The organism is Streptococcus oralis (genome assembly GCF_964238205.1).
GTDB classification, from domain to species: domain Bacteria; phylum Bacillota; class Bacilli; order Lactobacillales; family Streptococcaceae; genus Streptococcus; species Streptococcus oralis_CZ.
This window is the reverse complement of the sequence record NZ_CAXSLF010000004.1, coordinates 34,755-57,984: the sequence shown is the minus strand read 5'-3', so window position 1 is coordinate 57,984 and position 23,230 is coordinate 34,755. Positions and strand designations below refer to the sequence as shown.

24 protein-coding genes are annotated in these 23,230 nt (G+C 38.9%); 18 read left to right on the top strand and 6 right to left on the bottom strand.

What is annotated here, in order from left to right; genetic code table 11:
* The first annotated feature begins 55 nt into the window (after positions 1-55).
* A complete protein-coding gene (locus ACESOD_RS06605) occupies positions 56-1,426 on the top strand; it encodes an MATE family efflux transporter (protein WP_316108109.1) in 1,371 nt (456 codons plus the stop codon).
* 97 nt (positions 1,427-1,523) lie between these two features.
* Positions 1,524-2,240 (top strand): YebC/PmpR family DNA-binding transcriptional regulator, encoded by a 717-nt coding sequence (locus ACESOD_RS06600; RefSeq protein WP_301392122.1) that lies wholly within the window; start codon positions 1,524-1,526, stop codon positions 2,238-2,240.
* Positions 2,241-2,462: 222 nt separating this feature from the next.
* On the opposite strand, the gene ACESOD_RS06595 is transcribed toward ACESOD_RS06600, so the two are convergent.
* Positions 2,463-3,137, bottom strand: a complete 675-nt coding sequence (locus tag ACESOD_RS06595) for a CD20-like domain-containing protein (RefSeq protein ID WP_373094584.1) — start codon at positions 3,135-3,137, stop codon at positions 2,463-2,465.
* 207 nt (positions 3,138-3,344) lie between these two features.
* Between ACESOD_RS06595 and ACESOD_RS06590 the strand changes: the two genes are divergently transcribed.
* From ACESOD_RS06590 to ACESOD_RS06515, 16 genes are all read left to right on the top strand, one after another.
* Positions 3,345-3,806, top strand: a complete 462-nt coding sequence (locus tag ACESOD_RS06590) for a MarR family winged helix-turn-helix transcriptional regulator (protein WP_316108107.1) — start codon at positions 3,345-3,347, stop codon at positions 3,804-3,806.
* Entirely contained in the window at positions 3,790-5,559 is a 1,770-nt protein-coding gene (locus ACESOD_RS06585; protein ID WP_373094583.1) for an ABC transporter ATP-binding protein, read from the top strand. The genes ACESOD_RS06590 and ACESOD_RS06585 overlap by 17 nt, the downstream gene beginning before the upstream one ends.
* Positions 5,549-7,309 (top strand): ABC transporter ATP-binding protein, encoded by a 1,761-nt coding sequence (locus tag ACESOD_RS06580; RefSeq protein ID WP_373094582.1) that lies wholly within the window; start codon positions 5,549-5,551, stop codon positions 7,307-7,309. The genes ACESOD_RS06585 and ACESOD_RS06580 overlap by 11 nt, the downstream gene beginning before the upstream one ends.
* Positions 7,310-7,376: 67 nt before the next feature.
* Positions 7,377-7,733: a DUF2200 domain-containing protein gene (locus tag ACESOD_RS06575; RefSeq protein WP_000078814.1), complete on the top strand. Its 357-nt coding sequence runs from the start codon at positions 7,377-7,379 to the stop codon at positions 7,731-7,733.
* A gap of 2 nt (positions 7,734-7,735) precedes the next feature.
* Positions 7,736-8,239, top strand: a complete 504-nt coding sequence (locus ACESOD_RS06570; RefSeq protein ID WP_373094581.1) for a phosphatase PAP2 family protein — start codon at positions 7,736-7,738, stop codon at positions 8,237-8,239.
* A gap of 118 nt (positions 8,240-8,357) precedes the next feature.
* Positions 8,358-8,804 (top strand): LytTR family DNA-binding domain-containing protein, encoded by a 447-nt coding sequence (locus ACESOD_RS06565; protein ID WP_004250544.1) that lies wholly within the window; start codon positions 8,358-8,360, stop codon positions 8,802-8,804.
* A gap of 4 nt (positions 8,805-8,808) precedes the next feature.
* Positions 8,809-9,483 carry a LiaF transmembrane domain-containing protein gene (locus ACESOD_RS06560; protein ID WP_373094580.1) on the top strand — a complete coding sequence of 225 codons (675 nt, stop codon included), beginning with the start codon at positions 8,809-8,811 and terminating at the stop codon, positions 9,481-9,483.
* A gap of 106 nt (positions 9,484-9,589) precedes the next feature.
* Positions 9,590-9,778 (top strand): 50S ribosomal protein L28, encoded by a 189-nt coding sequence (gene rpmB, locus ACESOD_RS06555; RefSeq protein ID WP_001140948.1) that lies wholly within the window; start codon positions 9,590-9,592, stop codon positions 9,776-9,778.
* Positions 9,779-9,928: 150 nt separating this feature from the next.
* Positions 9,929-10,294 carry an Asp23/Gls24 family envelope stress response protein gene (locus ACESOD_RS06550; protein ID WP_000216431.1) on the top strand — a complete coding sequence of 122 codons (366 nt, stop codon included), beginning with the start codon at positions 9,929-9,931 and terminating at the stop codon, positions 10,292-10,294.
* A gap of 2 nt (positions 10,295-10,296) precedes the next feature.
* Positions 10,297-11,964 carry a DAK2 domain-containing protein gene (locus ACESOD_RS06545; protein WP_373094579.1) on the top strand — a complete coding sequence of 556 codons (1,668 nt, stop codon included), beginning with the start codon at positions 10,297-10,299 and terminating at the stop codon, positions 11,962-11,964.
* Positions 11,965-12,188: 224 nt separating this feature from the next.
* The gene (locus ACESOD_RS06540) at positions 12,189-12,380 is read left to right on the top strand and encodes a hypothetical protein (RefSeq protein ID WP_301392128.1); all 192 of its coding nucleotides are present in this window, start codon (positions 12,189-12,191) and stop codon (positions 12,378-12,380) included.
* On the top strand, positions 12,377-12,571 hold the full coding sequence (locus tag ACESOD_RS06535; RefSeq protein ID WP_006154913.1) for a hypothetical protein: 195 nt from the start codon (positions 12,377-12,379) through the stop codon (positions 12,569-12,571). The genes ACESOD_RS06540 and ACESOD_RS06535 overlap by 4 nt, the downstream gene beginning before the upstream one ends.
* Positions 12,558-13,442 carry an ABC transporter ATP-binding protein gene (locus ACESOD_RS06530; RefSeq protein WP_301392129.1) on the top strand — a complete coding sequence of 295 codons (885 nt, stop codon included), beginning with the start codon at positions 12,558-12,560 and terminating at the stop codon, positions 13,440-13,442. The genes ACESOD_RS06535 and ACESOD_RS06530 overlap by 14 nt, the downstream gene beginning before the upstream one ends.
* Position 13,443: 1 nt before the next feature.
* Positions 13,444-14,181, top strand: a complete 738-nt coding sequence (locus ACESOD_RS06525; RefSeq protein ID WP_373094578.1) for an ABC transporter permease — start codon at positions 13,444-13,446, stop codon at positions 14,179-14,181.
* Complete coding sequence (locus tag ACESOD_RS06520) at positions 14,181-15,278, top strand: sensor histidine kinase (RefSeq protein ID WP_373094577.1); 1,098 nt, start codon at positions 14,181-14,183, stop codon at positions 15,276-15,278. The genes ACESOD_RS06525 and ACESOD_RS06520 overlap by 1 nt, the downstream gene beginning before the upstream one ends.
* A complete protein-coding gene (locus ACESOD_RS06515) occupies positions 15,279-15,878 on the top strand; it encodes a response regulator transcription factor (protein WP_373094576.1) in 600 nt (199 codons plus the stop codon). It abuts the gene before it with no gap.
* Positions 15,879-15,941: 63 nt separating this feature from the next.
* Here the strand turns inward: ACESOD_RS06515 and ACESOD_RS06510 are convergent, their stop codons facing one another.
* The 5 genes from ACESOD_RS06510 to ACESOD_RS06490 all read right to left on the bottom strand — a co-directional run bounded on the left by ACESOD_RS06510 (position 15,942) and on the right by ACESOD_RS06490 (position 23,214).
* The gene (locus ACESOD_RS06510) at positions 15,942-17,516 is read right to left on the bottom strand and encodes a hypothetical protein (RefSeq protein ID WP_373094575.1); all 1,575 of its coding nucleotides are present in this window, start codon (positions 17,514-17,516) and stop codon (positions 15,942-15,944) included.
* A gap of 170 nt (positions 17,517-17,686) precedes the next feature.
* Positions 17,687-18,919, bottom strand: a complete 1,233-nt coding sequence (locus ACESOD_RS06505) for a DNA cytosine methyltransferase (protein ID WP_373094574.1) — start codon at positions 18,917-18,919, stop codon at positions 17,687-17,689.
* A 50-nt stretch (positions 18,920-18,969) separates the two neighbouring features.
* Complete coding sequence (locus tag ACESOD_RS06500; RefSeq protein ID WP_373094573.1) at positions 18,970-19,815, bottom strand: hypothetical protein; 846 nt, start codon at positions 19,813-19,815, stop codon at positions 18,970-18,972.
* Entirely contained in the window at positions 19,799-20,983 is a 1,185-nt protein-coding gene (locus ACESOD_RS06495; protein WP_373094572.1) for an AAA family ATPase, read from the bottom strand. The genes ACESOD_RS06500 and ACESOD_RS06495 overlap by 17 nt, the downstream gene beginning before the upstream one ends.
* Complete coding sequence (locus tag ACESOD_RS06490; RefSeq protein ID WP_373094571.1) at positions 20,980-23,214, bottom strand: DUF262 domain-containing protein; 2,235 nt, start codon at positions 23,212-23,214, stop codon at positions 20,980-20,982. The genes ACESOD_RS06495 and ACESOD_RS06490 overlap by 4 nt, the downstream gene beginning before the upstream one ends.
* Positions 23,215-23,230 lie beyond the last annotated feature (16 nt).

Sequence of the window (23,230 nt, the reverse complement as noted above, 5' to 3'; positions counted from 1 at the left end):
GCTTTCTTATCCAAACTCTCTTGTTCCCCTACTGGAAAGCTGATATAATAGCCTTATGAATAAAAAATCAACGGTGGACCTGATTCATGGCCCCATCCTTCCCGCGCTAATTAGTTTTGCATTACCGATTCTACTATCCAATATCTTTCAGCAACTTTATAATACGGCTGATATTTTGATTGTTGGACGTTTTCTAGGGCCAGACTCCTTGGCGGCTGTTGGGGCAACAACGGCTATCTTTGACTTGATTATCGGTTTTGCTCTCGGAGTTGGCAATGGAATGGGAGTGGTGATTGCCCGCTATTATGGAGCCCGTAACTTTTCGAAGATTAAAGAAGCTGTCGCAGCCACTTGGATCTTAGGAGCCCTTTTAAGTGTGATTGTTATGGCGATAGGATTTGTCGGCCTCTATCCACTTCTCCAATATCTGGAAACTCCTACAGAGATTCTCCCCCAGTCTTATGAATACATCTCCATGATTGTCAGCTGTGTGGGAGTTAGCTTTGCTTATAATCTCTTTGCAGGATTACTACGCTCGATTGGTGACAGCCTTGCAGCACTTGCTTTTCTTATCTTTTCAGCCATTGTTAATGTCATTCTAGATTTATATTTTATTACACAACTGCAGTTAGGTGTTCAATCTGCTGGTCTTGCAACCATTATCTCCCAGGGCTTGTCAGCTATCCTTTGTTATCTCTATATCCGAAAGAGTGTTCCAGAGCTCCTTCCTAGGTGGAAAGATTTCAGATGGAATAAGGCTCTCTATATTGATCTTTTGGAGCAGGGGCTAGCCATGGGCTTGATGGGTTCAATCGTCTCTGTCGGAAGTGTTATTTTGCAATCCTCTGTCAATAGTTTTGGAGCAGTCATTATCAGCGCTCAGACGGCAGCACGCCGAATCATGGCCTTTGCCTTATTGCCAATGACGGCTATTTCAGCCTCTATGACCACATTTATCTCTCAAAACTTTGGGGCAAAACGTCCAGAACGTATTGTTCACGGTCTTCGACTAGGGAGTTATATCAGTATGGCTTGGGCGAGCTTTGCCTGTATTTTCCTATTTTTTGCAAGTCCTACTCTGGTTTCTTTCCTGGCAAGTTCGACAGACGGCTACTTGATTGAAAATGGGACTTTATACCTACGCATCAGTTCTGTATTCTATCCATTTTTGAGTCTTTTATTGATCTATAGAAATAGTTTACAAGGGCTAGGTCAAAAGTTCCTACCTCTCGTATCTAGCTTTATCGAGTTATTTGGGAAAATCGTGTTTGTAGCTTGGATTATTCCTTGGACAGGCTATACAGGTGTGATTCTATGTGAGCCCCTTCTCTGGCTAGTTATGACTGCTCAACTTTATTTCTCACTTTCCAAACATCCATGGATCAAAGAAGGCAAGAAAATCTTGGTTGCTGGTGGGAAATCCTAGCTTGATTTACAAAAGAAAAATCCATTTCCTCTAGTGAAAATCAGGTAGACTTGTGTTATAATAAGAAAGATTAAAATGTGAAAAAAGGAGATTCCTAATGGGACGTAAATGGGCCAATATCGTAGCTAAGAAAACAGCTAAAGATGGAGCTAACTCTAAAGTATATGCAAAATTTGGTGTAGAAATCTATGTAGCAGCTAAAAAAGGTGAACCAGATCCAGAATTAAACACTGCTTTGAAATTCGTTGTCGATCGTGCCAAACAAGCGCAAGTGCCAAAACACGTTATTGATAAGGCTATCGATAAAGCAAAAGGAAACACAGACGAAACCTTTACAGAAGGTCGTTACGAAGGTTTCGGACCAAATGGTTCTATGTTGATCGTTGATACTTTGACTTCAAACGTTAACCGTACAGCTGCCAACGTGCGTGCTGCCTTTGGTAAAAACGGCGGAAATATGGGAGCTTCAGGTTCTGTATCTTATCTCTTTGACAACAAGGGTGTTATCGTATTTGCAGGTGACGATGCTGATGCTATTTTTGAACTCTTGCTTGAAGCAGATGTTGATGTAGATGATGTAGAAGCAGAAGAAGGAACAATCACTGTCTACACTGCACCAACTGACCTTCACAAGGCTATCGTTGCTTTGCGTGAGTCTGGTATTGAAGAATTCCAAGTAACTGAATTGGAAATGATTCCTCAATCAGAAGTTGAGTTGTCAGGTGAAGATTTGGAAACATTTGAAAAACTCTACGGAGTCCTTGAAGACGACGAAGACGTACAAAAAATCTACACAAACGTAGACGGATTCTAAGAATAAAAATAACCCCTTTGAACATTCAATATTTTCAAGGGGTTTGTTTATCTTGTTATGACAAAAGGGGTAAGAAAGAGACAAAAATCTCTTTTGCCCAAAACGTTATTAGTTATCTATAATCGTCTATAATCCAATGGATTGTGGAAATATCGTGGTGCTGGGATTTAGAAATCGAGACTTGGTCTACCGATTGCTATTCCCAGCACCTTTTTAGTTATATTAAATTTTCACTCCAGAATCAGATTGTTCTTTGCGATCTAGTCCGATGGCGAATTTACGGATCAGAAGAAACTGGCCATTTTCTTGTTTTACGAAGGTGAGCACAACTGTCTTAGGATCTGAACTGATGGAGAGATAGGTGATTCTTTTTATTTCATAGTCTCCCATAATTGAATCTGTTTCTGAATCTGGGATTCCGTGTTTCCTGATAATATCTTTGTAGTTGCTGCCTCCCTTCCCGCTATCAGAAGTGTCCCCTTCTACCAAGGCATCGAACTGTTCCTGACTCCAAGTGAAGAATTCGGTATCCTCTTCGTCATCTTCCTCAGTTGTACTACTATCAGGAAGTTCATCATACTCCTCAGTATTAGTTGAAAAAGTGATGTTTCTATAGGGGTGACTAAAGGTTCTGGCAAGATCAGTAAAGATATTAGTAGATAGAACTTGAGTTATCAAAACAATGACAATGGAAATAACACCTAAGGTTGTTCCAATAATGGCCAATGTTTTACGGTTTCTAAGATTGAGGACAATGCCAAAAATTCCTAAAATCAAAGAGGCGATGGCAAGGAAAAATGATAGGATGTTTACAATAGGTATCCAAGAACCAAGAAGTGCCAGGGTTCCAAAGATGATGGCAAGGATTCCTAAGATTTTCTGTTCTTTTTGCTTCATTTGTGAATGACTCATTTCTAGTAAACTGGATTTGTGTTCGTGTGAGATAGTGTTTATTATAGATAAAATAAGAGCTGATGTCAATTTATACCGAGATAGTTCTCATAGAAACTTTTTTCTTGACATCTTTTCTGAAAATGATAAAATAGTTCTCATGGAAACTTAATTATTCTCAAGAGAACTATTTTTATTTAGAAGGGAGATAGCATGGATAAACCGATGTTGGTCTTTAAACGTTTTGGTCACCAGTTACATCTGATGGTACAAAAGGAAGCCAAGCGTTGTGGTATTGAATTTATGGGTGGTCCGCAAGGGCAGGTCATTCGTTTTTTAGATCGTCGTGAGCATGAACAAGAATTAACATTCATCAAGGATATTGAACAAGAGCTCAATATTACCAAGTCAGTTGCTAGTAATTTGGTCAAGCGTATGGTGCAAAATGGTTTGGTAGAGTTGGAGGTGAGTCCAAATGATAAACGAGCGAAATTTGTTCATTTGACCGAAAAATCACGCTCTCAGATGAAACAAATCAAATCATTCTTTGATCGAATGAACCGTAGTTTGCTTGATGGCATTTCCGAAGAGAATCTCGCTATTTTTGAAGAAGTTATGGGCCAACTACAAGCAAATGTAGAAAAAATAGGAGGTAAGAATGAAGAAACTCGCTAAGCGTATCACAGGAAAAGAGTGGAGCATGATTCTAATAACTGTTCTCTTTACCTGTTGCTCGGTCTATCTAGAGTTAGAAGTACCGACTTACGTTTCAAAAATAACAGAATTACTCGGAACGCCAGGTACGGAGTTGGGAGACCTTTGGTCGCCGGCAACTAAGATGATGGGTTTGTCATTCTTAGCCTTCCTATCATCTGTAACAGTTGGATTTTTTGCCGCTCGAGTTGCAGCATCCTATACGGCTCATCTACGAAGCGATATTTTTAATCGTGTTTTGGATTACTCCCAGACAGAAATTAAACGTTTTTCAATTCCCAGTCTATTGACTCGGACAACCAATGATATCACGCAGATTCAGATGCTCTTTACCATGGGACTCCAAGTGGTCACTCGTGGTCCTATCATGGCTATTTGGGCCATTGGTAAAATACTTGGCAAGTCTGAATACTGGATTTGGGCAGTAGTGGTGGCAGTCATTGTCAATGTTCTGATGACAACTGTCTTGATGACTTTGGCCTTTCCTAAACAATCTGTCATTCAAAAATTGACAGATAAACTCAATAGCATCACTCGTGAAAGTTTGACAGGGATTCGGGTTGTTCGTGCATACAATGCTGAGGAATATCAAGATAAGAAATTCGAAGAAGCCAATGATGAAGTCACACGACTCAATCTCTTTGTCAGTCGCTTAATGGCCATTATGAACCCAATTATGCAGGCAATTTCCAGTGGTTTGATCTTGGCTATTTACTGGATTGGTGCTTATCTTATCAACGACGCTAGCTTGACAGAGCGTCTACCCTTCTTTAGCGATATGGTGGTCTTCATGTCCTATGCTATGCAAGTGGTAATGGGCTTCTTACTCATGGGTGCTCTCTTTATCGTCTTGCCTCGTACCTTGGTTTCTGCAGGTCGTATCAATCAAGTCTTGGACCTTCATTCCTCTATTGAAAATCCTAGTCACCCACAGACAGCAAACTCTTCTGTAAAAGGTCAAGTGGAATACCGCGACGTAACCTTCCGTTACTCTAAAAACTCAGAAGCAGTTGTGGAACATGTCAGCTTCAAGGCAGAAGCAGGGCAAACCATTGCCTTTATCGGCTCAACCGGTTCTGGTAAATCTACTCTTGTGAACCTCTTGCCCCGTTTTTATGATGTATCAGAGGGAGAAATTCTAGTAGACGGCGTCAATGTTCAGAATTATGACTTAGAAGATTTGCGTAATAAAGTTGGCTATATCCCACAAAAAGCTGTGCTCTTTTCTGGAGATGTTAAGGGCAATCTCGACTTTGGTAAGAGTCAAGAAACACCACTAAGTGAGACGGCCATGTGGCAAGCTTTGGAATTGGCTCAATCTAAAAACTTTATAGAGGATAAGGAAGCCGGTCTTGACTCAGAAGTAGCTCAAGGCGGGACCAATTTCTCAGGTGGACAGAGACAACGTCTGGCCATTGCACGCGCCTTGGCTCGTAAACCAGAGATTCTCATTTTTGATGATTCATTCTCAGCCTTGGACTACAAGACAGATCGTATCTTGCGTCAAGTATTAGCTGAAAAAACACAATCCATGACCAAGTTAATCGTTGCTCAACGCATTTCAACCATTATGGATGCAGACCTTATCTTAGTATTGGATCAAGGTAAAGTCGTGGGACAAGGCACCCACAAGGAACTTCTTGCAAGCAATGAAGTTTACCAAGAAATTGCCTATTCACAACTATCGAAGGAGGAATTGGAACATGGAAAATAAGAAAATGTCCTTATGGAAACAGTGTAGACCTTTTCTAGCAGGTCTCCAACTTCCCCTACTAATCGCAGTTGTGGCGGCTATATGTTCAAGTATTATCACGGTTTATGGACCAACTAAAATCAAAGAAATTACCAATTTGATTTCAGATGGGTTAATGACAGAGATTGACCTAGAGGCTGTCTCAAGTATTGCTAGCTTTTTGGTTATCCTCTATGTGCTTGGGATTATCCTGAACTATACGCAAGCCTACATTTTTTCAACTAGTATCCAACATTTCTCAAAACGTTTGCGGACAGCTATTGCTGAGAAAATCAATCGCTTGCCACTTGCTTATTTTGACCGTCATTCTCAAGGGGACACTCTTTCTCGTGTAACCAATGACGTCGATACGGCGGCTCAGTCACTCAATCAAAGTCTAGGGACAGTTATCTCAGCTAGCTTCTTGCTGATTGCAGTTTTGATTACCATGTTTGGTATGAACTGGATTTTGGCACTGGTAACCGTTGTTTCAACCCTTGTTGGATTTACGGCGGTTTCCGTAATTATGGCCAAGTCGCAGGGCTACTTTAAAGCTCAACAAAATAACCTAGCAGCTGTAAATGGCTATGTGGAAGAAATGTACTCTGGCCACAATGTGGTGACCAGCTATAATGCTGTGGAGCCAACAAAAGAAACATTTGCTAGTCTAAACCAAGATTTACATGATAGTATATGGAAATCTCAGTTTATTTCTGATATCATGATGCCTGCTATGTTCTTTGTTGGAAATTTTAGTTATGTTTTGGTCATTATCGTCGGTGCTGCCTTGGCTCTTGAAGGTCATATCAGTATCGGGATTATCGTAGCCTTCATGGTTTATGTTCGAACCTTCTCGCAACCCTTATCACAGATTGCCCAAGGAATTACCAGCTTACAACAAGCTAGTGCAGCCATGACTCGTGTCTTCGAATTTCTTGGTGAAGAAGAAATGGAAGATGAATCTCATAAGGAAAGACAATTGACCAACATGAAGGGTGAAGTGGTCTTTGACAGAGTTTCATTTGGCTACACACCGGAGCGAACGATCATTCATGACTTTTCTGCGACAGCTCATGCAGGTCAAAAGGTTGCCATTGTTGGACCAACTGGTGCTGGGAAGACGACCATTGTTAACCTCTTGATGAAATTCTATGAGATTGATAAGGGAAGTATTCGCATCGACGGTGTGGATACCAAGGCTATGACGCGTTCAGAAGTACACGATGCCTTTTCAATGGTCTTGCAGGATACCTGGCTCTTTGAAGGAACCATTCGTGACAATCTTATCTACAATCAAACAGGTATCAGTGATGAAGGTGTCATTGAAGCTGCCAAAGCAGTAGGAATTCACCACTTTATCACAACCTTACCTGATGGATACGATACAGTCTTAGATGATACAGTGACCTTGTCAGTCGGGCAGAAACAACTCTTGACCATTGCTCGTGCTCTGCTCAAAGATGCTCCGCTCTTGATTCTGGACGAAGCAACATCCTCAGTCGATACTCGTACGGAGGAGTTGATTCAAAAGGCTATGGACCGTTTGATGGAGGGACGCACATCCTTTGTTATTGCCCATCGCTTGTCAACGATCCGCAATGCTGACTTGATTCTGGTCATGAAAGATGGAAATATCATCGAGCAAGGCAATCATGAGGAACTCATGGCTCAAGGTGGTTTCTATGCAGACCTCTACAATAGTCAATTTACAGAAGACCAAGTAGAAGAATAGTAATTCAAAAGAAAGCTTGACGGCCTTCTTTTTCTTCTTTATACTGGTATAATAGAAAGAGGAGAGTATGAGTCAGAAATTATACAATATGAAATTTTCTGCGGTCTATCAAGCCTTGATCGCAAAGGTTGAGCGAAAGGGTGGAAGGGCAGAATCCGTTCACCAAGTGACCAGTTGGCTGACAGGTTATGAAGTGAGTGACATCCTCACTTGTCTGAATAAAGACCTTACTTATGGAGATTTTTTTCGACAGGCGCCGTCTTATGCTCCTGAACGGATAGCGATTACAGGAAAGATTTGTGGGGTTCGTATTGAGGAAATTGAGGATCCTCTGATGCAGGAAATCCGTCGTCTGGACAAATTAGTAGACTGGCTTGCCAAGGGGAAAACAGCCCAGCAGGTCCTAGAAAAGTATGAGAAATAGAAATGAAAAACTATCAAGAGTGGTACGATAAGAGGAAATCAAGTCTTCTTCGACATCCACAACTATTGCAATTGATGCGAGTCTTTAATCGCATGATGACAGTCCTGATGCCCTTGGCATACTTGATACTGTTGGGAACAAACTTTGTAGGTAAAGGAATCGAGAAAGACCTTTCTGCTTATATTTTGGTGCCAGCTTTAGGCTTTGTCCTATTGACGCTAGTTCGTAAGTGGATCAATCAACCGCGTCCTTATGAGACTTGGGAAATTGTCCCGCTACTAGATAAAGACAGCTCTGGGAATTCAATGCCCAGTCGCCATGTCTTTTCGGCAACCATCATTTCCATGGCTTGCCTGCATGCAAATCTACCTGTGGGGTTGGTTTTGTTGGTCTTATCAGCTTTTCTCGGTCTTGTGCGAGTCTTGGGTGGTGTTCATTACCCCAAGGATGTTCTGGTTGGCTATGCCTGTGGCCTCCTCTTGGGAATTCTTTTCTTTATTTTGTAAGAAGCAAAGCAAGTGGGCTTGGCCTCGTAACCACTTACGGGTTAAAAGCGACCACTTGCTTTTTTGCCCTTGTAAAGTCTTTTAGGCTTTGGTATAGTAGATGCAGAAAGGAGATAGGATGAAGTTACGAATCGAGATTGATAGTGAATTAACTGAGACAGAGATTGTCATCAAGGCTGCAGCCCTGACAGATGAAATAGCTGACTTGCAACGACTCTTGCAAGAAACCAAGGCTCCTAGGTTGATCTTTTACAAGGGGACGGGTGAGTATTACTTAGACTTGGCAGAAATCCTCTTCTTTGAGACGGAAGGTAGCAAGATTTACGCCCATACCCAGAAAGAGGCCTACGAGGTTCGGCTCAAGCTTTATGAGTTGGAGTCTATCCTGCCCCGTTATTTCAGTCGGGTTTCTAAGTCGACCATTGCCAATATCCGTCAGGTCTACTCGGTGGACAAGTCCTTCTCAGGGACAGGCACTATTTCCTTTTATCAAACCCACAAGGAGGTTCACGTGTCACGACACTACCAATCCCTCCTAAAAGAAAATCTAAGAAACATGAGGTAAGAACATGAAAAAGAAAGCATTTGGTATTGTGTTGCTAGTATTGGCAGCTTTAGTGTTATTGCAGGGGAATTTTGGAATCCCTTCTCTGGGAGGGCACATTTGGCCCTTGATCGGTATTGGATTTTTTGCCTATCAATCAGTTGAAGCATTGCTTCGTCGTCATTTCACTTCAGCCTCTTTTACAGCTCTAGTAGCCCTCATGATTGCTAATCATTTTTATGACATTTTACCGATTCCCAATCAGTCATTGTTCTGGGCAAGTATTTTAATCGTAATGGGTGTCAGCGCACTCACTCATTCTAACAGAACTTGGAATGGGAAAAAATGGTGGTATGACGGTGAAAAGACCATTCTGACAGACAAGGAAGTCGCTTTTGGGGCGGGTACATTTTACAAGCAAGACCAAGCATTGGTAGAAGATGAGTTTGAGGTAGGTTTTGGGAATGCCAAGATTTATTATGACAATGCAGAGATGTTAGGTGATTTTGCTACTCTGAATATCGAAGTCGGTTTTGGGAATGCAGTTATCTACGTGCCTCAACACTGGAGAGTAGATCTAAAGGTAGAGACTTTTTGTGGAGCAGCCAAGGCAGATGCCCCTGTAGCCCCAACCAGCAAAACTTTGATTATCCGTGGAGATGTAGCTTTTGGGAAACTAGGAGTTGTTTACGTTAAATAAAAAAATCTTCCAATCCCCTTGCCAAAAAAGAGAAAGTGTGATAACATAGTACAGTATGTGGTGCTAGCACATCCGCTATATTAGATCTAATAGGAGGAAAACACAAATGGCTAAAGTATGTTACTTTACAGGTCGTAAGACTGTATCAGGAAACAACCGTTCACACGCGATGAACCAAACAAAACGTGCCGTAAAACCAAACCTTCAAAAAGTTACTGTACTTATCGATGGTAAACCTAAAAAAGTTTGGGCTTCAGCTCGTGCTTTGAAATCAGGTAAAGTAGAACGCGTTTAATAAAGAGTAAAAGGCCATCAGGTCTTTTTCTTTTGCTCTAAACTCAAAAAGTCTCGTCAAAGGAGCAAATATCCGCCGATACAGTATTCTGCTTTTACACTTGGCTTGAAATATGATAAAATAGAGTATCAACTAGTTGAGGTAGAAAAAATGACTGTAAAAATTAATACAAAAGATGGTCAAATCGAACTAACAGATGAAGTGATTGCTACCGTTGTAGGCGGTGCAGCAACTGAGATTTTTGGTGTGGTCGGTATGGCAAGTAAGAAAGCCCTCAAAGATAATTTCCAAGCCCTCCTTGGGAAGGAAAATTATTCTAAAGGTGTCGTTGTAAAAGCGGCCGAAGATGGTAGCATTGCAGTTGATGTATATACCGTGTTGAGCTACGGAACTAAGATTAGTGAAGTCTCAAAAAACATCCAAGAGCGTGTACGCTTTAGTTTGGAAAACCAACTTGGCATCACTGCTCAAACTGTGAATGTCTACATTCAAAATATCAAAGTTGTAGGAGAATAATCGTGTCAAATATTACTACAAGCTTATTTCAAGAAATGGTACAGGCTGCATCTACTCGTTTGAACAAGCAAGCCGAATATGTCAACTCATTGAACGTCTTCCCAGTTCCAGATGGAGATACAGGAACAAACATGGGAATGACTATCGAAAATGGTGCTAAGGAAGTAGCAGACAAACCAGCTTCAACAGTTGGTGAGGCTGCAAGTATCTTGGCTAAAGGTCTGTTGATGGGTGCGCGTGGGAACTCTGGAGTTATCACTTCTCAGCTTTTCCGCGGATTTTCACAAGCCATCAAAACCAAAGAAGAGTTAACAGGAAAAGACCTAGCTCTTGCCTTCCAATCTGGTGTTGAAGTAGCCTACAAGGCTGTTATGAAGCCAGTTGAAGGAACAATCTTGACTGTATCACGTGGTGCTGCCATCGGTGCTAAGAAAAAAGCCGAGCAGACAGACGATGCTATTGAGGTTATGCGTGCAGCCTTGGAAGGAGCTAAAACAGCCCTTGCTAAGACTCCAGACATGCTTCCAGTCTTGAAGGAAGTTGGTGTTGTGGACTCAGGTGGTCAAGGTTTGGTCTTCATCTATGAAGGATTCCTTTCAGCTCTTACTGGTGAATATAGTGCGTCTGAAGACTTTGTAGCGACTCCAGCGAATATGAGTGAAATGATCAATGCTGAACACCACAAGTCTGTAGCTGGACATGTGGCAACAGAAGACATCACCTTTGGTTACTGTACGGAGATCATGGTTGCTCTTAAACAAGGCCCAACTTATGCTAAAGAGTTTGACTACGAAGAATTCCGTAACTACTTGAACGAACTTGGGGATTCATTACTCGTTGTTAACGACGATGAAATCGTTAAAGTTCACGTCCATACAGAAGATCCAGGTCTTGTTATGCAAGAAGGTCTTAAATATGGTAGCTTGGTTAAGGTTAAAGTCGATAACATGCGTAACCAACACGAAGCACAAGTGGAAAAAGAAGCAGCTCAAGTCAGCAAACCAGCTGAAGAAAAAGAATATGCTCTTATCGCAGTAGTAGCTGGACAAGGATTGGCAGACATCTTCCGTGCTCAAGGTGTGGACTATGTCATCGAGGGTGGACAAACCATGAACCCTTCGACAGAAGACTTTATCAAGGCTGTAGAGCAAGTGAATGCTCGCAACATCATCTTCTTGCCAAACAACAAAAATATCTTTATGGCAGCTCAATCTGCAGCAGAGGTATTGGAACAACCAGCAGTAGTGGTAGAAGCTCGTACCCTTCCTCAAGGATTGACTAGTCTTCTTGCCTTCGATCCAAGCAAGTCTATCGAAGAAAACAAAGAACGTATGACTGCAGCTCTTGCTGATGTGGTCAGCGGTAGTGTAACAACAGCCGTTCGTGACACGACTATCGATGGTCTAGAAATTCATGAAAATGACAATCTGGGTATGGTAGATGGTAAGATCCTCGTATCAAACCCTGATATGCACCAAACCTTGACTGAAACCTTGAAACACATGTTGGATGAAGACAGTGAAATCGTAACCTTCTATGTTGGAGAAGACGGAAGCGAAGAATTGGCAAATGAAATTGCTCAAGAAATCGCAGAAGAATTCGAAGATGTCGAAGTAGAAATTCACCAAGGTCAACAACCAGTGTATCCATATCTTTTCAGTGTGGAATAAGAATGAAATAGAAAACGAAAGAGGTCGGGAAAAGATTCCCGATCTTTTTGGTTTGCAATGAGTTTTGGACCCAGTAGGTGATTGGGGCTAGAAAATCAATCCAATCTAGTAATTTTTGTTCCATCATTTTTAATGACATTTGTCATATCTCCTCATGACAGAAGCTTCTAGTGATTCTACCTTCAAAGAATTATACTAGATGTATCAAATGGAGGAAGAAAAAAATGAAACATAAAGTAATTGTCGCAATGAGTTTAGTAGCAGCAGGAGTCATGACTTATCTCATGTTTTCTGGGATGGATGAAGGCTTCTATCATTTTCCTTGGGAATTGTTTGCAAGCTTTGGAATCATGTCTTGGTTGATTCGAGAAGGTTTGAAATTGGTCTCAGATGTGAAAAAGGAGTTTGAAAAATGAAAAAAGCGATTCTCTATCTTTTTATTGGACTGTCACTAGTGGTATGGTTGGTAGAAATGTTTACAGGTTGGTTTGATCAAGCCTTCCTTCACCAAGCCATTCGCGGTGCCTGGGGTCTAGGATTTATGATTTTTATCGCCTTTCCGATGGGAAAGGAGTGGCTGAAAGGAGAATATCATGAACATGATTAAGGTAGAAAGACTAAATAAAACCATCAAGGGTAAAGCTATTTTGAAGGATATTTCCTTTGAGGTAGCGGAAGGTGAATGCGTCGCCTTGATTGGGCCAAATGGTGCTGGAAAGACAACACTCTTGGACTGTTTGCTTGGAGATAAACTGGTCACCAGCTGTCAAGTATCCATCCAAGGCTTGCCAGTGACGAGCTCTCAGTTAGACTATATTAGATCCTACCTCCCTCAAGAAAATGTCATCGTTCAGAAATTAAAGGTCAAAGAGTTGATTGCTTTCTTTCAAAGCATTTACCCAAATCCCTTGAGCAACCAGGAAATCGATCAACTATTGCAGTTTGACCAGCAACAAAAAGAACAATTGGCAGAAAAATTGTCAGGTGGGCAAAAGCGTCTCTTCTCTTTTGTCTTGACCTTGATTGGCCGACCAAAGCTTGTCTTTTTAGATGAACCAACTGCTGCCATGGATACTTCAACCCGTCAACGCTTTTGGGAAATTGTTCAGGATCTAAAAGCGCAGGGAGTAACTATTCTCTATTCGTCCCATTATATCGAAGAGGTAGAGCATACAGCGGACCGGATCTTGGTCTTGAATAAGGGAGAGTTGATTCGTGATACGACACCTCTAGCCATGCGCAGTGAGGAGATTGAAAAGCACTTCATCCTACCTCTGGCTTACAAGGAAGTCATTGAGCAGTCTAACCTGGTTGAAAACTGGTCACAAAAACAAGATGCCCTGCAAGTAGTCACACGCGAAGCGGATGCTTTCTGGGAACTGTTAGTGCAAGCAGGATGTAGGATTCAAGAAATTGAAGTCAATAACCGTAGCTTGCTAGATACAATCTTTGAAGAAACACAAAAGGGAGATGACTAAGATGAAACGATGGATCGCACTAAACAAGATAGAATTTCTATTGACCAAACGACAATTAGTCTATTATCTATTATCCGTAGGGATGCCGACAGCCTTCTATTTATTCTTCTCAGGCATGTACCAGGAAACACCAGGTGGACCAGCTAATTTTATGCGCGACTACCTCATCTCCATGACGGCTTTTTCCATGATGTCGACAGCTATCTTTTCATTCCCAGTTGTTTTACATACCGACAAGATCAACAACTGGCAGAAAATAATACGTCATAGCCCTGTAAATATGGTAGAATATTATCTATCAAAGATAACAAGTATGATGGTTGATTATTTGGTCTCAATTCTGGTTGTTTTCTCAGTTGGGCACTTGGTCAGAGGTGTGGATATGCCTCTAGGAAGCTGGATTGGGGCTGCGTTCTTGCTGATAGTAGGAAGTGTAGCTTTTGTAGCGCTTGGCTTGACCTTGACACTCTTGCCTTCTAGTCAGCTGATGTCTGTCGTGGGCAATCTTCTCTATCTAGGCTTGGCTGTTTTAGGTGGGCTCTGGATGCCCATCTCTTTATTTCCAGACTGGATGCAAGCAATCGGAAAGTGCCTACCAACTTATCAGTTGATGGAGTTGCTCAAGACCTTCTTAAACGAGGGTGGCATCAATTTATCAGCCACAGTTTATTTACTTGTTTTTTCAGCAGTTTTGTTTGGTTTGACCATTTACCTTCAAGGTCATAAGGAGAATTCTTAATGCTTGGAAGACTGAAAAGTATAGACTATATGTATTGGGCCAGTTTGATTTTTATGGTTTTTTCCATCATTCCTGTAGTGACTGGGGAGCTTCCTGTCTGGCATTTATTGATTGATATTCTATTTGTAATGGCGTATTTGGGTGTTTTAATAACTAAGAACCAGCGCCTTTCTTGGCTTTTCTGGGGCATCATGCTAATCTATGTAGCTGGGTATACTGCCTTTGTTGCTGCGAATTATATCTGGTTCTTCTTTTTCCTTTCCAATCTCTTAATTTATCATTTTGGTGTACGTAGTTTAAAGTCTTTACATGTCTGGACTTTTCTCCTTACTCAAGTCTTTGTTGTAGGGCAACTGTTGATTATTCAGAGAATCGAAGTTGAATTTCTATTCTATCTACTTGTAATTCTTGCTTTTGTCGATTTGATGACTTTTGGTTTAGTTCGGGTTCGTATTGTGGAGGATTTGAAAGAAGCGCAAGCCAAGCAAAATGCCCAGATAAATCTATTGCTTGCTGAAAATGAACGTAGTCGTATCGGTCAGGATTTGCATGATAGTCTGGGACATACTTTTGCTATGCTCAGTGTCAAGACAGATTTAGCCTTGCAGTTATTTCAGATGGAGGCTTATCCACAGGTGGAGAAGGAATTAAAAGAAATCCACCAGATCAGCAAGGATTCCATGAATGAAGTGCGAACCATTGTGGAAAATCTGAAATCACGGACCCTAGCATCAGAGCTTGAGACTGTTAAGAAGATGCTGGAAATTGCTGGCATTGAGGTTCAAGTTGACAATCACTTGGACAAGGCTAGTTTGACCCAGGATGTAGAGTCGACGGCTGCTATGGTTTTGTTAGAACTAGCGACCAATATCATCAAGCATGCCAGAGCTGAAAAAGCCTATCTAAAACTGGAACGTACAGATCAGGAATTGGTCCTGACAGTTAGAGATGATGGGAAAGGTTTTGCAACTGTAAAAGGAAATGAACTTCATACAGTCCGTGACCGTGCAGCAGCCTTCTCAGGTCAAGTAGAGCTGGTCAGTTTGAAAGATCCCACAGAGGTGCGTGTGCATCTGCCTTATAAGGAGAGAAAGTAGATGAAAGTATTAGTCGCAGAAGATCAAAGTATGCTTAGAGATGCCATGTGCCAGCTCTTAAGCTTTCAACCAGATGTGGAGACCGTCTTGCAGGCGAAAAATGGAGCTGAAGCTATCGAAGTTTTGGGGAAAGAAGCAGTAGATATTGCCATCCTTGACGTCGAAATGCCAGTAAAGACGGGACTAGAAGCACTTGAGTGGATCAAACAAGAAGTGCCTGAAACCAAGGTGGTTATCGTTACGACCTTTAAACGCCCAGGTTATTTTGAACGAGCGGTCAAAGCAGGAGTCGACGCCTATGTCTTGAAAGAGCGAAGCATCTCTGAGCTCATGCAAACCCTGCATACGGTATTAGAGGGACGTAAGGAGTATTCTCCAGAGCTGATGGAAGTCATGATGACCCATCCCAATCCCTTGACCGAGCAGGAAGTCGCTGTTCTACATGGAGTAGCTCAAGGTCTCTCCAACCAAGAAATTGCGGATAAGCTCTACCTCTCAAACGGCACTGTCCGTAATTACATGACCAATATCCTCTCTAAACTAGGCGCAAGCAACCGAACCGAAGCAGCCAAAACTGCCGAAGAAGAAGGCTGGTTGTGAGGGAGAGAAGTAAGAAAAAATCTCTTAGAAATGAATCTAAGAGATTTTTTGTGTTGTTCAGGTCTATTTTGCTACCCAGCCACTGGCATCACTAGGTGGATTTTCGGTATCGATCCAGATGAATTCAATTCCGATTTCCCCGTTTTTAAACTTAGTCAATCGAATACCGTTGATTTCCAGCTCATTGAGTCGTTGTCCTGTCAATACTTCTCGTTCCTTCAATTGGAAAACACCACGCAAAATCCAATTTCCAAGAATTTCTTGCTTATCAGTTGACTGAATCGCCTTACCAGCTTCTTGGTTGATATAGGCGTTGATAACATCACCAGAAGGTAAGAAGCGTAGTTTAAAGGTTCTTTCTTCTTTGGATAGAGCTAGTTTTTTAGTGCCGGGTTCAAAGGTCCCAAATCTAGGACCAAAGAAGTCAGGTCTTGCATCATGGAAGTTTTTGGATTCAGGCAGGGGAATGTATACTTCACTAACTGGACGGTACACAAGTTGTTCAATTTCTTTGATGAGTTTTTCATTGCCAGTCTCGTGGACAAAGTTAATCAAGTCCTCACGAATCGCCTTCATCTGAGCTTTTTCTTCCTTGCTGATCCATTTCTTCAAGAGGATTTCTTCCAGAGAGAAGGTCACAAAAGCTAGTTCTTCAGGAGCCATACTGTTCTTAAATTTATCCTGGATCTTTAAAATTCGTGGCAGACGGTCTTTTTTGGCTAATTTTGAACCACCATTAAAGGCATTGAAACCAGAGTTTTCTTCTACATTTCCATGTTTGTCTGTGATTACCCAAGACACCGTTTCTAAGATATCGGATTGTCCCTTTTCAGCTGTTAGCAAATGAAGATTTTCAAAAAGAGAAAAAGGATCTTCGATGTAATGGACATCCCAAGTATCTACCACAATATCTTTATTGTTAAAAGTCATGTGAAGCTGGCTGTCAGCTGCTGTATACTTGTAGTGGTGTTGTCCATCTGTAAATCGGAAATTAGTTGGATTGTTTTTGGTAGTTGAGCCTTCAATGACTAGATTATCAATATCGACTGGTAAATAAGTCGTTTCACCGACAAAAATCTTAGGATTTTCTCCCTTTGGTGTTGGCATTAGAACGTGATAAACAGCTTCCACATTGACCGAGTCAGAGCTGAAACCCTTGATTTGAGCCTTAGAAGATTCGATTCTCTGATTCCTCAAAGTCGCAATCTTTCGCGCCAACTCTTCATAGCGTTGATAGTTTTTCTTGTCTGCTGTTTCTTTATCAGCAGCAATATCTGCATGAAACTTGATATCACCCAACAAGTCCGTCCAAGATTGAGAATCTTTCTTGAACTGGGCAATTTTTTGGTCTCCCGAATTAATTCCAAAAGACTTGATACCCACTAGGTATTTATGATTTTCATCCACAACGACAGAAGCATCATAGGAAGTATTGGCAATATCTTCCCCAACGGCATTAAAAGCCTTCTGGAAAACTGTCTCCTGAAATTTGGAGTTAACGATCGGAGCCACATAATTCTCTGTTTGTACCTCGTCTTCGGATTCTGCCTTTTGAGAGAAAGCTTGGCTTAAACTAGCGAAATTGGTAATTAAGGTTTTGTATTTTTCTTTTTGTTCAGACTTTAGATGTTCCCACATAAATTATGTCTCACCTACCTATATTATATTTGTAACAAGACTAGCTTAAGCACTAGTTCCCATTTGTATATTTCAGAAAAATTATCAAAATACTCTAATTTATCAAATTGCCACGATTTTCGGACAATGTAATACGCTCTTCATCCGAAACAACAAAACACAAATATTTATTATCTATTTATGGACAGCATATAAAACTCTTTACTTTTTTTATTACGAATCAATGATCTATACTGTTTAGAAGAAATAACCTCAAGATTATCTCTGTATTCAGTATAGATTTTTTCGTATGCCTCAGCTTCATTCCGTACAAAATCTTTAACATACGACTCACCTTCGAACTGACCATTCATCTTAATGTAGATAATTGCAATTTTTCCCGAACGATGCAGCTGAGACTGCCCTTGACTTTCATTTAAAGCCTTGGCAACATTTTCCGCGATACGTTTAATCACAGGAACAACTACGCTATTTCCAGCTTGTTTGTAGAGCTGACCATTGGAAACCCCTTCTGGGATTTTAAAGGATTTAGGATAGCCTTGAACGTTAAAGGTTTCTTTTGGTGTCAATTTACGAATCTCACCACTATCCGTCAAAATCAATGGAACGTTATGCCCACCTGTTCCCATATTTGCTGTCAGGGTAGGGACAACACCGTTTTTATTTTCACGGACATATTGACGGCGCCACTGGTAAACCGTATCTTGACTGGTTACCTCAAACTTCAACTGGTCATAGAAATTCTGCTTGCCTTCACGGTAATAGTAGACTTCATCAAGCTTATCACCAAAGTTAATCACATCTTGAAGACTCGTAGTTAACTTGATTTCCTCTGGAAATTCAAACAAGTCATAAGCTTCTTTGGTATCAAAGCCGACAATGTAGATCCGCTCACGGTTTTGCGGGATATTCCCATAGTCTTTCCCATTGAGAACCTTCCACTTGATGAAGTAGTTGTTCTCGGTTAAGGCTTCACGAATAACCTTGAAGGTATTGCCGTGGTCATGACCGACCATGTTTTTGACGTTTTCGATGAAAATGGCGCGAGGTTTACACCCCTCAATCATGCGAAGCAATTCGAAGAAAAGATCGCCACGATCATCGTCAAAGCCCTTACGATAACCCGCAATACTAAAGGCCTGACAAGGGAAACCTCCCATAATCACATCCACGCGCTCAGCTGGAATATCCTCTGGCTGAACATCGTGAATATCACGACCATCCAAATAGGTATCTGGATGGTTTAACTGATAAGTCTGACGCGCATACTTATCAAACTCATTGGCATACACCACTCTGAACTCGTTGGTCTGTTCAAATCCCAACTCAATTCCCCCAACACCTGAGAAGAAAGCTGCAATGTTGTACTTCTCAGGTCGGTTCGAACTTACAGAATTTGTCATGTAGTAACCTGCTTTCAATTTTTTTAAAATATTGTTTTACTCTCTAATAATTATTCGATATCACTCGGAATAAAAAAATTATGCTCTTTTAATACTTTTTTTATCTCGCTAGAAACACGATATTTTTTACCATATCCATCATGCTTCCATAGATTTTTTTGGCTCTTTTTTATATCAAAAAAGTTATCTATTAAGTAGAACGCAAAATCTTTTTTAGGATGTATATGAGAAAAATTCAATTTCTCCTTTCCTCCTGATTGGGTTTGGTTATCTGGACCATCGACGTGAAAATCACTATTATTACGTATAGAAGTTCTAAATAGCCTTTCTTTTTGACTGAGCATTTCATCACATCGTTTACCATATCCATCTATTAGATAGTTCTTTCTTTTTTCTCCAATTAAAGAATATTTATGAGATAATTGATTTCCTAAATTATCAACGTCTATAATTTCTAATGGAAAGGTGATGAATTCTGGTGATTTAAACTGTAAATAATTACTTAGCTTGTCTTTTGATAGATTAATAACTTTCTTACCATTTTTAGGTGTTTCTTGGTAGCTTAGAGTCCAAGCCTCACAACATTTTTCATGATGTGCTTTTGTTAAATTATCGATAATAGAGTCTAATATTGCCACAATATAATAATCTTGAACCTCAGAATATTCATATCTTTTTGTATATAGAACCGATAATAATGAAGGGCTAAATATAAGAATTAATTTATCTTTTTCTCCTTTACTTGTCAGTAAATCATTCAGCAATTCTATTTCAGTTTTTGTTAAATCTAAATTCTCGCATTCTCTAAAAAGTAAAACAATCCATAGTGGAATTTTGGGATGTAAGTCATAAAATTCTGTACAAGATGTTGTTTTCTTTTCAGTATTTTTTGCCATCTTCTCTTCTCTTCTCATATACAACTTTATAGAATTTATTATTATCCTTTAAGTACTGATCAAAAAGCCCTTGGTGATATTCTATTACAGTACCATTTTCATCTAACTCCACTGTTCTAATTTTAGTTGTTAATACTTCTCCTAGGTTCTCATCACTAACTTTTTCAAGAGTGGCAAATAAAATTGTACAATCTAAATTCGTCATTTTAAAATATTTGGCTACATTGAAAATGTGATCACTATGAGTTTCAATAAATAATTGGCGATTTGACTCAGATACCCATTGGTAAAAATACATTAGATTGGATTGTAAACTAGGATGTAAATGTATTTCTGGGTTCTCAATAATAACTACTGTTTCCTCAGGAAGTATAAGTAGTGCCAATATTTGAAATAGTATAAAGGTAACCCCTGTGCCAACATGTTGTGGTTCATACTCACTTCCTCCCTTATGATATTTCAATTGCAATAGTTTCGAACTAATATCATCTACAGAGACTGTATATCCAGTGAACTCTTCAAGCCAAAAATTAACTATATTAATCAATTCTGCCTTACTACTAGTTTCAACTATATAATCAATTCCATCACGTTCCAAAATTGTTTGTTGCATGGGATCTGATTCATAGACAGGTAGTTTAGGAAATATTTCACGAATTTTATTATTATTACAAAATAACTTTCTATTTTTTATAACAAATTCTTTACTATCACTTTTTTCATAAAGTAATGAAATTATCCCTTCCCCTCTAGGGTTAAATAATTCTAAATCTCTACTCTTTTTATAACTATCCAAAATTCCAATTCTCTCAGCCGATAGATAAGCCATATCTATAATTTTCGGATATGTAGGGGGACGCTTCCCATCCTCTATCGTAATTATTTGGTCTAGAGTTGTGGGAACGCCAAAGGAATACTTAAATTTAATTGTTTTTGATTCCTCTTTTGATAATTGATTATTTTTTAAATTATCTACACTTCCTAATTTTTTTAAATATCCGTTTAAAATATCGTGTGAGTCAGATTGCCCCAAAATAAGCAATGATTCAATCAATGAAGATTTCCCTGTAGAATTTACGCCAGTAATAACATTTAAATTAGAAAATTTAACTTTCTCATTTAATGCGTACGATTTATAATTTTCAATTTCAACACTTTTTAGTTTCATAATTTATCCTTCAATTTTAAAGATTGATTGATAGCTTTTATAAATTGTTCAATGTAAGCAAATCTCCAGGTTAGTTTTTCTTTAGAATCTCGTCTATATAAAATATTATCTTCAAAATTCTCATCGCCAATAAATTTAATATAAAAGTCAAAGAATAAATCTAAATTAGTTTCAATAACTGATTTTTCAAAACTAGATATTAAAAACAACCAACTCTCAAAAATAATCATATTTACAGTGTTTGAGTCTTTTCGACTGAATTCTTTATATGATTTCAACTCAAACATTCGTTTTGAAATTCGAATACATGATTCATATAATGAATACAACTTTTTCACCTCAGAATCGCTAATAATATTAATAAATTTCATTACCCTATCCAATAGATTATCAATTCCATCATAATCACTATCAAAGTTATAAATACTCTTAAATGAATCATTATTATGAATTAGATAATAAGCAAGGAATCTCAATACTAAGTATTGATCTTTCTTTCTTTTTATTGGAACTATTCGTAACTCTTTATTATCAGAAATTTTATTTAATAAATATGTTACTTTACCAACATTTGAAGCATTTCTAATTTCTTGAATAGTTAATCTCTCTCCACCTCTATTAACTCTCATAAAGATTTCATTTTGAAATCTCGGTATAACTGAAGAGTCAACTAAGTAACATGTCAAAGGGTAATCTTCAAATTTTCTTTTTACTCTTGATTCAAGTTCTTTAAAATAAACATAATCTTTTGAATCTTTATTTAAACATAAAAATCTATAACTGGATGGCAAAGAAAGTTTCCCTTCTAGAAATTCTAAAATTGAATTAATTCTTTGTTTTCCATCTACTACCAGCAAATTTCCATTTTTATCTATTGAAAAATAAAAAGTAGGAATAGGAATACCAAGTAAAATACTATCGATCAATTGTTGTTTTTTAGGTTGATTCCAAACATATTCACGCTGAAAACTAGGTTCCAAAATCAATGCATCGCCTAAATCAGTATAATCTATTCCCACATTGCTACTGTAATCATTTTGAAATTCTATAAATCGATCATAAAATTTTTTGATATCTGAAATACTAAGCTCTCGTTGAGTAACCGATAGTTTTCTTTTTAATTCATTGGCAGGCAATATCATAAGTTTTTCCATGTCTGATTTAAACTCATTATCATCCTTATCCATTTCAAGGACAGCTTCTAGTGCTTCACTCTGATCAATAAAATTTTCATCGCTTGATAAATTTATTTTATCTAATAAATCATCATTTCCTTCAAAATCTAGATTTAGACTATTCTTTAAGCTATTTTCTTCATATTCGCCATCTGTTAATAATTTAGGAACATTGTCCAAACTTTTAAAATTCTCACTACCAATCAATAGCTTTATACTATTTTTATAATCAGGGAATAAATCACAAATAGCACTGAAAATAGAAAGCGCACCTTTTGTTGAAACACGATTAATAGCTTGGTTGGGAGTTCCTTTGAGACTAGGGCCAATATTAAATTCATTTGAAGTATCTGGATAGTAATATAAATCTGAAGGTGTTATTTCTGTAGGTAATTTAATTAAAACTTTAGCAGTAATTTCATAGTTATTAGCTGAATTCTCTACATAAATATTCTCCACCTGACCAATAGCTGTCAATCCATTTTCCCATTCCTTCCATTTCTCACTATCTCCACCTAGAGAAAGAAATAAAAGGTCACCAACTTTAAGTTTTTGACTATTTGATGTTTTAGGATTGTATCGGTTAAGATTATCGATTCTAACATTATAATTAATTATCTCTGTACTAGCATCTAAATTGTAAAGAGAGGTTGAAGTTGCTTCTTTTTTGGTTTTGATACTATAAAGATATACTTCTTTGCCTCCTATACAAAGGAAATATGAATTCTTGTCTAAATTTTTGTATATCTCGGACACTTTATTTTGAAGTTCGCTTAATGAGAAATCTTTATATTCATTATAAACTTTCCAAAGACTTTTATTTTCATTTTCTAAATCTCTTTGGTGGTATCCTTTTCTACCGTTATCGAAATAGGGATCAAATGAATCTGTCCATTGTCGAATAGTATTAGCCTTTATTCCGGTTAAAATCTCTAGTTCACGGTATTTACTAATAATTTTACTTCTTCTTTTATCATTGCTAGGCAATTTTGAGAAATACAAACAAATAATTTGAACCTTCGTCTTCAAATCAATATTATCGTTTCGAGTAGTCATATAACTATACTTTCTA